This window comes from uncultured Eubacterium sp. (assembly GCF_934561735.1).
Classification (GTDB): Bacteria; Bacillota; Clostridia; order Oscillospirales; family Acutalibacteraceae; genus Eubacterium_R.
In genome coordinates this window covers 43,835-57,037 of record NZ_CAKTGT010000004.1, presented here as the reverse complement: position 1 = coordinate 57,037, position 13,203 = coordinate 43,835, and the positions used below count along the sequence as shown (strand labels likewise).

General features: G+C 37.6%; 13 protein-coding genes. All 13 read right to left on the bottom strand.

Translation table 11 applies throughout. The annotated features are described in order from the left end of the window. Nucleotide 1 precedes the first annotated feature (1 nt). Nucleotides 2–589 (bottom strand): DapH/DapD/GlmU-related protein, encoded by a 588-nt coding sequence (locus tag Q0E08_RS04985; protein ID WP_294777599.1) that lies wholly within the window; start codon nucleotides 587–589, stop codon nucleotides 2–4. 1 nt (nucleotide 590) lies between these two features. Beyond that, nucleotides 591–1,799, bottom strand: a complete 1,209-nt coding sequence (locus Q0E08_RS04980) for a hypothetical protein (RefSeq protein ID WP_294777597.1) — start codon at nucleotides 1,797–1,799, stop codon at nucleotides 591–593. Between the two features lie 16 nt (nucleotides 1,800–1,815). After that, nucleotides 1,816–3,018, bottom strand: coding sequence for a glycosyltransferase family 4 protein (locus Q0E08_RS04975; RefSeq protein ID WP_294777596.1), 1,203 nt, complete (start codon nucleotides 3,016–3,018; stop codon nucleotides 1,816–1,818). After that, the gene (locus Q0E08_RS04970; protein ID WP_294777594.1) at nucleotides 2,999–4,156 is read right to left on the bottom strand and encodes a glycosyltransferase family 4 protein; all 1,158 of its coding nucleotides are present in this window, start codon (nucleotides 4,154–4,156) and stop codon (nucleotides 2,999–3,001) included. The genes Q0E08_RS04975 and Q0E08_RS04970 overlap by 20 nt, the downstream gene beginning before the upstream one ends. A gap of 8 nt (nucleotides 4,157–4,164) precedes the next feature. Further along, entirely contained in the window at nucleotides 4,165–5,382 is a 1,218-nt protein-coding gene (locus Q0E08_RS04965) for a nucleotide sugar dehydrogenase (RefSeq protein ID WP_294777592.1), read from the bottom strand. A gap of 27 nt (nucleotides 5,383–5,409) precedes the next feature. Further along, nucleotides 5,410–6,579, bottom strand: coding sequence for a radical SAM protein (locus Q0E08_RS04960; protein WP_294777590.1), 1,170 nt, complete (start codon nucleotides 6,577–6,579; stop codon nucleotides 5,410–5,412). 12 nt (nucleotides 6,580–6,591) lie between these two features. Continuing rightward, complete coding sequence (locus tag Q0E08_RS04955) at nucleotides 6,592–7,716, bottom strand: glycosyltransferase family 4 protein (RefSeq protein ID WP_294777588.1); 1,125 nt, start codon at nucleotides 7,714–7,716, stop codon at nucleotides 6,592–6,594. A gap of 3 nt (nucleotides 7,717–7,719) precedes the next feature. Then, nucleotides 7,720–9,243, bottom strand: a complete 1,524-nt coding sequence (locus Q0E08_RS04950; protein WP_294777586.1) for a sugar transferase — start codon at nucleotides 9,241–9,243, stop codon at nucleotides 7,720–7,722. Nucleotides 9,244–9,264: 21 nt separating this feature from the next. Next, a complete protein-coding gene (locus Q0E08_RS04945) occupies nucleotides 9,265–10,023 on the bottom strand; it encodes a CpsD/CapB family tyrosine-protein kinase (RefSeq protein ID WP_294777584.1) in 759 nt (252 codons plus the stop codon). Beyond that, complete coding sequence (locus tag Q0E08_RS04940) at nucleotides 10,023–10,865, bottom strand: YveK family protein (RefSeq protein WP_294777582.1); 843 nt, start codon at nucleotides 10,863–10,865, stop codon at nucleotides 10,023–10,025. Before Q0E08_RS04940 ends, Q0E08_RS04945 begins: the two co-directional genes overlap by 1 nt. A 176-nt stretch (nucleotides 10,866–11,041) precedes the next feature. Continuing rightward, nucleotides 11,042–12,145: a HAMP domain-containing sensor histidine kinase gene (locus Q0E08_RS04935; protein WP_294777580.1), complete on the bottom strand. Its 1,104-nt coding sequence runs from the start codon at nucleotides 12,143–12,145 to the stop codon at nucleotides 11,042–11,044. Further along, nucleotides 12,129–12,812, bottom strand: coding sequence for a response regulator transcription factor (locus Q0E08_RS04930; protein WP_294777578.1), 684 nt, complete (start codon nucleotides 12,810–12,812; stop codon nucleotides 12,129–12,131). Before Q0E08_RS04930 ends, Q0E08_RS04935 begins: the two co-directional genes overlap by 17 nt. Nucleotides 12,813–12,870: 58 nt before the next feature. Continuing rightward, nucleotides 12,871–13,161: a Dabb family protein gene (locus tag Q0E08_RS04925; protein ID WP_294777577.1), complete on the bottom strand. Its 291-nt coding sequence runs from the start codon at nucleotides 13,159–13,161 to the stop codon at nucleotides 12,871–12,873. Nucleotides 13,162–13,203: the final 42 nt, after the last annotated feature.

Here is a 13,203-nt window from a genome sequence, read left to right as displayed (position 1 = left end):
GTTAACTCTCTTTGTCTATATCAAATTCTATAGGATGAATTTTTATCATTCTCAAAACGGTTCTCGGCGGTTCAAGCTCCAAAAACTCTTTTGAGTCCTCTTTGAGTCTGTGCTTTACATCATCGTATGAGCCGATGACTTTTGCCGGAACTCCGCCCACAACGCTTCCTGCCGGAACATCTTTTGTAACAACCGCACCTGCGGCAACAATGCAGTTTTCGTTGATGGTTACCCCATAATTGATAACTGCGTTGGCACCGATATATACATTGTCTTTGATTTCAACTTTGTCATACTTGCAACAATAATCCTTGCAGTTGTCTTCGTTGTTGAGAACTGCGTTGAGTGCACTGTGTGTAATCAGCCTTACTCCTGCGGATATTGAAACATTGTTGTGCAAACAAACCAAAAACGGTTCTGCCGGCAAAATGTTTGTGCAATAAAAGCAGTTGTCGCCTATATGGTGAAAAATATGATGTTTTTTTAGATATTCGGCTTTTTTCCAGCCGTCTCGGATTGTTATAACTCTGATTTGCCTGTAAACTCTGCGGAGCTTGTCGTAGGTATCAAATATTTTGTTTTTTATCATATCAGTTGCTCTCTTTTACAATAGGGTTGAGTTGAGATTTTATTTCGTCCTCCGTACGCTTTGCCAATCTTTGATTGTATTCGTTTTGCGAAACATTGAGTTGTACTAGCATCAAATAGGCTACAAACCAAAATGCAACGGAACCCGTGCCCAAGTAGTGGTTTACATAAAGCTCACAGAAGATAAACAGCATAATAATGTATTGATAAATGTTGTTTTTGCATACGGTGAAGAAAGAATATGTAAGCGATACTGTTCCTACAATCGTTGTTTCCATATATATTCTCAAAATGTCGTTGTGCATATTGTACTGACCGCCTACACCGCGACGCTCAAGGAAAGCCGAAACGGTACCCAAGCCGTAATTTATAAGGTGTTGGTCAATAACGGCATTGATGATTTCAAATCTCGTTTGAGTAAATTCGTTGAAGTCAAGTCCCGTTTTTTGATAGAACCAGCTTGCAAATGTATCATCGCATATGTAGTATGTGATAAACGGAGCGATGATAAAGCCCGCCATTGTAATATACATCAAACTTTTTGGAGTTTTTTTGTTCCTTTGGACAAATCTGAGTATAACTGCGGCAACCAAAACATACAAAAAGGCAAATCTTTTGTATGCCAAAAAGCAGAAAAACAGAGCAATAATACGCCTGATTTTATCTTTTTTATAAAAGTAATACAGGTAGAACAGTGTAAAGAAGTTACTCAAGTCCGATTCCATAATAGGGGACTCGGATTCAATAAATAATGTATTGAAGTTGAAAAGCAACAAAAAGTTTGCAACATTGAGTTTTCCGGATCTTATAAACGATATAATAAGGCATACTATACATATGGCAAAAAACATATTTATGTAATCGTCCATATAGTTCCTTTGTGTACTGTTGTAAACGATAATTATAAAAACAAGCGGAATTATAAGATAATATACTTCTTCAAGAGAGTAAAGCTTAAATCTGCCTTCTTTTAATTGGAAATACAGCGATATTATATATAATATCCCCGTTGATATAAATATGGGGAAAAATTCTTTAATCTGTTTGATTTTTCTCCCGTTAAGTATAATGATGCTTAAAAATATTGTTATAATCAGTATGTAATGCTTTATGTGCATTTTGTCAATAGCTCTTAAAAACCACATACGCTCGCTGAACATAAAAAACGCCATTACAGCAGCATACCAAGCTTTGAGTACATTTAATTTCATTCTTTTGGTCTTCCTGTTATTTTGTTAAACTCTCGTATATTTTTATCAAACTGTTGTAATATTCGTTTGGAGAGTAGTTCTTTTCAAAGAGTATTCTTGAATTTTTTGAAAATTCCTTGATTTTTTCATCATCGGCAAAAAGCTGCTGCATTTTGTCCTTTAATTGAGATACACTGTCAAAATCGTAAAGATAACCGTTTACATTATCGCTGATAAGTTCCGGAATACCGCCTATGCGGCTACCGATAACAGGCTTGCCTATCTCAAGTGTTTCCAAAATCGAATAAGGGCAGTTTTCGTAACAAATTGATGGAACAACCACAAACCTCGAATTCCTTATGTATTCTCTGATGTTATCTTGGTTTTGGTAGCCCAAAAGAGTAATTTGTTCACCGAGATTGTGTTCTTTGATGTAGTTTTCGATATTTTCTCTTTCAGGTCCGTCACCTGCGATGAGGAGTTTTGCATCGTCAATTTGGTTGATTGCTTTTATAAGATTTATGATTCCTTTTTCTTTTGAAAGTCTGCCGAAATAAAAGGCGTAATCTCCGGTTACATAATCTTTGTGCTCGGTTTCGTTTACAAAATTGTGCAAAACCTTTATTTCGTTGCAATTAAGTTTGCCTTTTTCAAATTGCTTTTTGCTGAATTCGCTCGGGGAGATAATACAATCTATTTTCTTGAATATCTTGTGAGCGTCGTAATATTTCTTTTCAAAACAACCCAAAACGCTTTTGAGTGTGGAGTCTTTTATGCACTTTTTCTTTATACATTCGGTGTAGCCTTTGGTGAGGCAATCCTCGCATATTTTACCGTCATACAGCATAATGCTTGCCGGGCAAATAGGGTTCAAATCGTGTGCCGTCATAACAATCGGAATGTTTTTTTCCTTAATTGCATCTATGATTGAAGCCGAAAGCTGACGCTGAAAATTGTTGATGTGTACAATATCGGGCTTGAATTCTTCAAGTGCTTTTGTCATCAGCTTTTTATTTGTGCCCGAATATATGACATCAAAAGCTTTTAACTTTGAGCCTGTGTTCATATCAATTTCGTCAACAAAATATTCCTTGTCGCCGGTTGTTATGTTTTCCGGATGTTTCATTGAAAAAAAGGCAACCGTGTGTCCTTTGCTTTTCAGTAAATTTGCAAGTTCAAAGTAGTATTTTTCACTTCCGCCACGCAGATAGTGAAATTTGTTAACAAGTAGAATTTTCATTGTTTATCTTCTTTTCATATGTACTTATGAATTTGTCGCTCAAAACATCCCATGTAAATTTTTCGGTAATCTTTTTATGGGCGTTTTGTGATATTTCGGTTGAGTTGTGCGATGTTTCAATGATTTTGTCGCACCATATTTTTGCGTCAAATTCGTTAATAATTTGACCGTCAATGCCGTTTTCAATCAACATTTGGCTTCCGCCGTTTTTTGTTGTTATTGCAGGTGTGCCAAAGTACATTGCTTCCAACAATACCATACCGAATATCTCGTATCTTGTCGGAAGAAGGAATATATCGGTGTTTTTGTATGCGTATTGCAAGTATTTTTGCTCTGCCTTTTTTATATGGTAAATGCTGTCGAAAACGCCGCATTTTTTTGCATAGTCAAAACAATTTTTGCAATATTCTTCGTCGCCGTTTCCTATCATTACAAGCTTGGCGTTTACATTTCTGTTTTTAAGTTCATTTAGAATATCAAACAAAAACGGAATATTTCGTCTTTCCTCGATTTTGCCGATGTAAAGAAGCTTGATGTCAGCCTTTATATTTTCAATTTCTTTAATTTCGTCAGGAATTTCGTTTATATCGCTTTGCTTAAATGCGTCAAGGTCAATACCCACTCCCACGGTAGTGACATTTTCACTTTTTATACCTTTGGAAGTTAAAAAATTATTTGCAAGGTCGCTTTTTACCAAAAATGTTGTGCCGTTTTTTTTGTATGCGGGCAAAACGATTTTGTCAAACACTTTGCACATTGCGTTGTATCTTTTGTTAAACTCGCAATAGTACGGACCGTGGTAAATAACAGTTTTGTCGGGATATTTCTTTGATAATTTCCAAGCCGCAAGTTGGTTGTATTCGCTCGGCTCGATAATGTCGTATTTTTTAATCAAATCGTCAATATCAAAAAATGCGTTTTTCAAAAATACTTTTGATTGTCTGTAAAATACGGTAATATCGGTTTTGCCGTCAACATCAATATGCACTTCTTTTTCTTCCTTATCGGTCCAAAAAACAATGTCGCATTGATGTCCTTTTTTTACGAGTGCCCGTGCAAGACCGATTTCCTGAATATTGTAGGAGGCGTTTTCAACCTCCATATATTGCGGAAAACACCGAATAATCAGTATTTTCATACCGTCACCTAATCTCTTTTAAATATATCTCTTGTGTAAACTTTTGATTTTATGTCGTCAAGGCAACTGTCGTATCTGTTTGCCAAAACGGTGTCGCTTTGCTTTTTGAATTCGTTTAAATCGTTAACGACTTTCAAGTCAAAAAATGTTTTTTCTTTGAGCGTCGGCTCGTAAATTATTACATTTGCTCCTGCGTTTATAAGTCGTTTCATAACGCCTTGAATTGAGCTTTGGCGGAAGTTGTCGCTGTTTGTTTTCATCGTCAGGCGATAAATACCTATTGTAACATTGTCGTTGTCTTTTGAGTAACCGGCAGCCGCAAGCACTTGATTTGCAATAAAATCTTTTCTTGTGTCATTGCTGTCAACGATCGCCTTTATAAGATTTTGCGGCACATCTTTGTAATTGGCAAGCAACTGCTTGCTGTCTTTAGGCAAACAGTATCCGCCATAGCCGAATGACGGATTGTTGTAATGGTCGCCGATTCTGTCATCAAGGCATACGCCTTTGATGATTTCCTGCGTGTTAAGTCCCTTAATTTCGGCATATGTGTCAAGTTCGTTAAAGTACGAAACTCTGAGAGCTAAATATGTATTCGCAAAAAGTTTAACCGCTTCTGCTTCTGTGTAGCCGATAATCAAGGTAGGGATGTTTTCTTTTATTGCTCCCTCCTGTAACAAAGCGGCAAATTCGTTTGCTTTTTGTGTCAGTTCCTTGTTTTCAAGGTCTGTGCCCACAATTATTCTTGACGGATACAAATTGTCATATAAAGCCTTTGATTCTCTTAAAAATTCAGGGCTGAATATGATGTTTTCGTTGTTGTACTTGCATCTTATTCTTTCTGTATAACCAACAGGAATTGTGCTTTTTATAATAATTACCGCATCGGGCGAATATTTCATTGCACTTTCAACAGCCGCTTCAACAGCCGAAGTGTCAAAATAGTTCTTTTCGCTGTCGTAATTTGTCGGCGTTGCAATTACAACAAAATCGGCATTTGTGTATGCCTGCTCCTGATTTGTCGTTGCCGTTAAGCTAAGTTCTTTTTCGGCAAGATATTTTTCTATATATTCATCTTGTATAGGTGATTTTTTGCTGTTTATCAAATTAACTTTTTCTTCGATAATGTCAACAGCCCACACTTCGTGATGTTGACTGAGAAGAGTTGCGATGGAAAGCCCTACATATCCGGTGCCTGCCACTGCAATTTTTAATTTTTTATCCATATAATCACCTTGTTATTTGATAATAAGTCAAACTGTTTGCTGAGCTTTAATGTCGGCGTCAACAATTTCTTCGCCGGTTTTGTCCTTGAGTTGTTCCATAGAAGCCGCCGAAAGTCCGTTGTTGATTACGGCGTTCATATCGCAGGTGGAGAGTCTGTCAAGTTCGTCTTTTGTGACTTTTCCGTCACGGTAGTCGCAAACAATTTTGTTTTCATACATTGAGTATTTGTTCTTTGTCCAAAACTTCAATTTGTGCTTTACTACCCAAAGTGCCGGCACCCAAATGTATTTGTGCATTGCAGGAGAAACCGAGCCTATCATCCAGCAGTTTCGGTCGCAATGTCTTACCTTATTTCTGACTTTATCTGCCTGCTCGCTGTTCCAAAGTTCATCCCAGCTTTGTTCGTTTAGGTTGCCCATTACTTCCTTGTCTTTTGTTCCGTTGCACGGCATAACATCTCCGTAAGGGTCGATAAAGAAAGTATCAAAACTCATATCACACGGCAAAAGTCTTTTTTGACCGTAAATATAGTTGATTAATCCGTGATTAAAATATGCTCTAAACCACTTTTTAGGACTTTTGGATGCCAACAATTCATTTATGAGCTTTTCAAAATTTTCGGCAACCATAGGTCTGTCGTTGATTTTATTCTTTGCTTCAACAAAGTAAAAACTGTTGTGGAGCGAAGCTGTTGCAAATTCCATTCCCATTTTGTTTGAAAGCTCATAAAGCGGAACAAGGTCGGGAGCGTTTTTGTCCTGCACCGTCATACCGAAGCCGACATCTTTCATTCCCATGTCAACCAGCTTTTTAAGTGTATTGTAGCCCTTGTTAAAGCCGTCATCAAGTCCGCGGATTTCGTTGTTTGTCTGTTCAAGACCTTCAATGGAAATACGAATGCCGATTTGCGGAAATTCCTTGCATAAATCAACAATTCTGTCCGTAAAAAATCCGTTTGTGGATATAACTATTCTGTCACTTTTTTTGTAAAGTTCTCTTACTATATCTTTCAAATCCGTTCTGATAAACGGCTCGCCGCCCGTTATGTTCGTAAAATACATAGGCGGAAGCTTTTTTATCGTTTCCACGGTTATTTCTTCATCCGGTTTTGAAGGTGCTTTGTATCTGTTGCACATTGAGCATCTTGCATTGCATCGATATGTAACAATTACTGTTCCGTTTAGTTTTTTTGCCATTGTAATCCTTCTTTACTTGTTTCTCCTATACAAACTCAGGGTGCTTTCGGTCACTTTGTCCCAGTTGTATTTTTTTAAAATAAAATCTGACGAATTGTTTTTATATTGTTTTACAAGCTCGCTGTTGAGGCAAAGTTCGTCAAGTTTTTGTGTAAGACTTTCAACATTGCTTTTTTCAAAATATGCGGCTTTGTCCTCGCACACTTCGGTACATTCGCAAATGTTTGATGTCAGGCAACAATTGCCGTAGCTCATAGCTTCAAGCAGGCTTATCGGCATACCTTCCAAATCACTCGGCAGGCAATATATGTATGCGTTTGAATAAAGTTCTTCGAGTTCCTTGCCTTCGACAAAGCCTGTGAAAATAATATTTTGGTTTGATTTTGCGGCTTTTTTGAGTTCTGTTTCATATTCGCTTGTATGACTTGAGCCGCCGGCAATAACCAATTTTTTGTCCGTATCAATTCGGTTATATGCGTCAATAAGATAATGTATGCCTTTTTCCGGAACAAGTCTGCCCAAAAAAAGTATGTATTCATCTTTGTCAATATTGTATTTGCTTTTTATAATGTTTGCTTTGATATTTTCGGCAGGGGATATTCCGTTTGGAATAAACACGGTTTCTCTGTTATATGTTTTTGCAAAATATTCTTTTACATTTTGCGAAAGAACTATTACCTCGTCGGCATATTTTGCCGCTGCCTTTTCGCCGAATTTTAAAAATTTTGTGGCAAATCCGCCCCACTTGCTTCTTTGCCAGTCGAGTCCGTGAATGGTTACAATGCTTCGTTTTTTGAAAAGTTTTGCAAGTATAACCATTGATGCTGGACCTTCCGCATGAAAGTGAATTACATCGAATTTATGAAAAATTGCATTTACGGTTGATAAAAAACTGTATACAATCGCATTCAGTTTTGATGAGTTCGGCGTAGGTATCCACTTGAGTTCTACGCCTTCCCATGTGTTGAGGTCGCTTGCAATTTCGTGCTCTTTTCCGGCTATGTGCTCACTTTTTCTGTTGTATGCAACAACAGTGTGCCCGTCTTTTACCATACGCTTTGAAAGTTCGGATACAACAATTTCAACCCCGCCTTCTCTTGACGGAATTCGCTTGTGTCCAATCATTGCGATCTTCATAAATTACTCCGCTCCTTCGTGGGTGAGTACAACTTTTACTGTTTTTAAAAGAATTTGTATATCAAGCCATAGATTCCAATTATCTATGTATTCACAGTCGAGTTTTACAACTTCTTCAAAGTCATTGATGTTTGATCTGCCGCTTACCTGCCACATTCCCGTAATTCCCGGACGCATAGAAAGGCGTCTTTTGTGGCGGTTTTCGTACTGCTCAAACTCTTTTACCGTAGGAGGTCTTGTTCCCACCAGGCTCATATCGCCTTTAAGAACATTAAAAAATTGCGGCAATTCGTCTATGCTGAGTTTTCTTATAACTCTGCCGACTTTTGTAATTCTCGGGTCGTTGTCCATTTTGAACATAAGACCGTCCATTTTGTTGTGAGCCATAAGTTCTTTTTTACGCTCCTCGGCATCTTTGTACATAGAACGCAATTTGTAAATGTTAAACAGCCTGCCGTTTTGTCCCACACGCTCTTGCTTGAAGAAAAGCGGACCCGGTGATTCAATAAGGAGCGGCACGGCCGTTATTGCTATAATCGGTATTGAAATAATGATTCCCACAAGGGCACCGATTATATCGATAATTCTTTTGATGGCAAGTTGTGTGCCGTCGTGCACGGCAGCTGAAAATGTTGCAAGGGGATAGCCCGAATAAATCTTGCAGTTAATGTTGTTAAAGGTACTTTCGTTGAGCATATTGTCAAGTGAAGGAATGTTAAGATGAACGGTTACGCCCATGCCCTCAAGTTCTTCAACTATTTCAAAAACATCACTGCTTTCGCAATAAGGCAGGTTGATGAAAACTTCATCAAGCGTTGTCTTTCTTATCCAATCTATAAATCGGATGTCGGTTGCGATTACAGGCACATCATCGGCAACAATGTGCGGAAACTTTATCTTTTTTCTTGTGCGAATTTTTTCGTTTGTATATTCCGAGCCGAATTCAAAGTTTTTGTCATATGTAAATCTGCCGTTTTCAACAAAATTGTCAAGAAGGGCAACACCGGTGATATTTATAGACCAATCTTTTTTTAATCCGCCGATGAATTCTTCGGCTCTGTCTTTTGTTGTCAGTACTCCGACATAAGATGTCAGCTTTGATTTTGATTGAGTATAACCGCCCGTAAGAGATCTTTTAAGAAAATATCTTCCTACGGCAGTAAAAAACGAAAAGATAATAAATGACAAGCCTATCATAGTTCTGTTGGCAATGAGAGGCTCTCTTACCAAAGCAAGCAGGGCAACAAAAATCAAAAAAACAAGTATGTTGTTTTTTAATGTGCTTACAATCTCAGATATCTTGCTTCTGAACTTTAGGTTGACATTTGTGTGGAACAAAAAATAACTTGTTAAAAATGCTGCAAGCAGGCACAAAACATATCCCAGCCATTGGCACGGTGTATTGGTTTCGTCTATTTTGCCTATGACATACCTAACGATTATGTAAGATATGCCGGTGGAAATCGAAAGTGACGCAAAGTCAACAGCGAATTCCAACCAAAACAGTGTTTTTGCTCTTTTGTCCATTTTTAACACCCGATAATATAATTATTTTTTGCTGTTTCCGTATGTATATTTATAGTTGTATGAGTAGTTTCTGCTGTATTTTCTGTAGTAAGAATAATATTTTTTCTTTTCGCTGTTTGTATCGTTGAGAATAAAGCCCAAAATATTTGAATCGATGCTCTCCAATGTTGCAACGGTTGTTTTGAGCTCAGGGACATTTGTTGTGTCGGTCTTGACAATCAAAATGTATCCCGTTGCCTTTTGTGCAAATACCGTAGCATCGGTTACAATGTTGATAGGCGGAGTATCGATAAATACGCAATCGTAATGTTCCTTGACAAAGCCGAGCAATTTGTCCATTCTCGGAGAGGCAAGAAGTTCTGTAGGGTTAGGCGGAATTTTGCCCGATGTAAGGATTGAAAGGTTTTCAATCTCTGTTTTGGTAACAGTGATGTTGTCGGTAAGTCCGGCAAGGATTTCCGAAAGACCGTTTCTTGAACTTAATGAGAAAAGCTTGTGCAAAGAAGGGTTTCTCATATCGGCATCAATTATAAGGGTTCTTTTGCCCATTTGAGCAAAGCTGATAGCCAAGTTTGCGGAATTGATGGTCTTGCCGTTGTTTGCGGTTGGACTTGTGATGACAAATATAGGGCATTTTTCGCCTTGCTGAGTGAAAAGAAGGTTTGTTCTTATTGAATTATATGCTTCTTTAACGGCAAAAACAGAATTTGTATTCAAAAGTTTTGACGGGTCATTTGACGAAAGTGAACGGTTTGCGGCGTTTTTATTCTTCTTAAACATTATTTGTCATCTCCTTTCGCATGTTGGATGTTTTCAAGTATTTCATCACTCGGTTTCAGCACAAATTCACTGTCCGATTTTTTGTTAACGGTTTTTGTTCCCACGATTTTAGGGTCTTTTTGATACGGACTTTGTTCGTTGTTTCCGGTAAGGTTAGGTACGGTACCGAGAACAGGAATATCAAATTCGCCTACAAGATCTCTTTCGCTTGTGATTGTTGTGTCAAACAATTCATAAAGGAAGAATGCAATGAAAGAGATGAAAAATCCTGCTAAAGCCGCAACCGTAACATTGAGCGAAAGGTTAGGCGATGACGGTTTTGTAGGAATTTTTGCATAGTCGATAATTTCAACACCGCCGGCTTTAACAACTCTTACTATTTCTTTAGGTGCAATTTTTGCGATTGAGTTGGCAACCTTTGCTGCCATTTTAGGCGAGCGGGCAGTAACCGTAACTTCAAATGCAACGGTTTTGTCTGCCTGGCTTGCACTGATTGCACTTTTGAGTGCGTTTGTGGAAACATTAAGGTTGAGATCCTTAATTACAGCTTCAAGAACAGTATCGCTTTTAAGGATGTAAATGTATGTATTTACCAAGTCCTGCGATGCGGTGAGTTCTGTTGATGTGATTGTTGAATCTGTTGAAATTCTGTCGGTGTTTGAATATACATACATTGTTGTTGTAGCCGAATATTTTGGCTTTATTGCAAAGTGTGTAATAAGTCCCGACGCTATTGCGGCAATAATAGTGATGATGATAATGTAAATAAACTTGTCGCGCATCTTGTAAAAGATTTTGCCGAGATCTATTTCAATATCTTTGTTTTCTGTTGTTTGATCCATTAAGAGTAACCTCCGCTTTCAGTTTAAATGTCATTATTTATAATATCATCTATTTACTGCATTGTCAATTAATATATAAATATTTATATAATATAAATAAATTAATTAAATTAGTACATAAAAGAAAAAGCGACAAACCGTCGGGCATTGTCGCTTCCTGTCATAACATATGTTTTTCAGTTGTATAAGGATATTGTAAAGGTTGTGCCTTTTTTGAGCTCGCTTTGAACTTCTATGTCACTTCCTGTCAAGTCAATTATCTTCTTTACCAAAGCTAAACCGAGTCCGTTGCCTTTTTCGGAATGGGATGTGTCACCTTGATAAAATTTTTCAAAAATATGCTCTTTTGTGTCTTCGGTCATTCCGCAACCGGAATCTTTTACCGTAATATCGATTTTATTGCCGATTTGCTCAGACTTTACGCGTATTGTTCCTTCGGCGGGAGTGAATTTTATTGCGTTTGAAAAGAGGTTTGACCACACAATTTTCATCAATTCTTCATCCGAATTTATGTACAAATCATCTTCAACATCAAATTCGATGTTAAGATTTTTTTCTTCCCAAAGATTTTCCAAATCAAGTAGGCATTGCGAAAGTTGAGAGGTAAGATTGTACCTTTCTTTTTTTATGTTCGGATGATTGTTTTCTATTTTATTCAGCTTTAAAATGTTTGAAACAAGAGTTGAAAGTTGTTGAGTTGAAGAAGAAATTTTGGTTAAATATTCCCGGCGTTCTTCTTCGCTCAAATCAGAATTTTGCAGCAGGGTGGAATAGGATTGAATAACAGCAAGCGGTGTTTTCATCTCGTGCGACACATTTGCTATGAAGTCGTTGCTTAGGCTGTCAACCTTGCCGAGTTGTTCAACCATTATGTTAAAATTGTCGGCAATGTTTATAAATTCCAAACTTCCGAGTCGAAGATTGTCCATATCTATTCTTACCGAATAATCTCCGTGAATAACCTTTTCGCTTGCGTTTGCAAATTCTTTTGTGGGCTTTTCAATCAAAAGTCGGGTGAATACTAATTGCCAAACCGTGTAAAAAATCACAAGAATTATTGAAAAATAAAGAAGTTCGCTGAAGTCATTTGTGCTTTCAAAAAACGGAACTTGTTCGTTTGTCGCTCTTAAAACGCTGACCGTACCGAGTGTTGCAAGACAAACAAGAAGTGCCATAAACAAAAAAGAGTTTATGACATTTCTGATGTGATATTTGTAATTAACTTTTCTTCGTTTTAAATCTGCTGTTTCAGTACGCTTTGTTTTATTCGCAGTTTTCATTTATAACCACCTTGTAGCCCAAGCCGTGAACCGTTACGATTTCAAATTCCTTGCACTTTGAAAATTTGTCACGCAGTTTTGTCATATAAACATCTACCGTTCTTGTGCCCGAGGTCGTTTCCGCACCCCAAAACTCGTCCATAAGCTGTGTACGCGAAAATGTTTTTTTCGGGTAAGAAAGCATTTTGTATATAATGTTGAATTCTCTTGATGTAAGATTGATTTCCTCACCGTCATAGCTTACGCTTCTCTCATCTGCGTTTATGCTGAGCTTACCGATGTTGATTTTTTTGCTTTCGGCTATTTTGGCACGGCGGAGCAGGGCGTTGATTCGCATAATAAGCTCATCCAAATTCACAGGCTTAACCATATAGTCGTCAATACCCAAATTGTATCCAAGTTGCTTTGATGCAATGTCATCCCTTGCAGTCATAAACAAAATAGGAATATTTGTGCTTAGTTTTCGGATGTTTTTGGCAAATTCAAATCCGTCTTCACCCGGCATCATAATGTCCGATATAATCAAATCGTGTACATTATCGTACATGGCACTGTATGCCTGCGTTGTATTGTAACAGCCCTCTGCATCAAATCCGTTTTTTCTTAAATATGTGCAAACGGCGCTGTTAAGGTCTGCATCGTCTTCCACCACTAAAATTCTGAACATAGCCTATCCTCTCTTTTCCTCAGGTTGAGTGTCCGCGGTTTATAATTATAAGTGTAAATTAAATATTGTAGTCTATTGCAACCGATGACTCACGAACGGCATGCATATGTTTTTTTACAACATTGCAATGGTATTCGTCGTTTTGATATTTTTCAAGTGCTTCTTCGTCGTCCAAAACAACTTGTAAAATAATATCGTATGAACGCTCCGAATGTAAAAAGTCAACGCCGACTTCAATGTCACGAATAAGGTCTACTTTGCCCTCCATTGAGCGTAAAATCTCTGCGGCTTTGTTACATTCTTCTTCGCTGTTGTTTTTGAGTTTAAAACAAACAATATGTTTAATCATAATGAATTCCTTTCATAATGTAAAATAGGGTTACCGCACGGC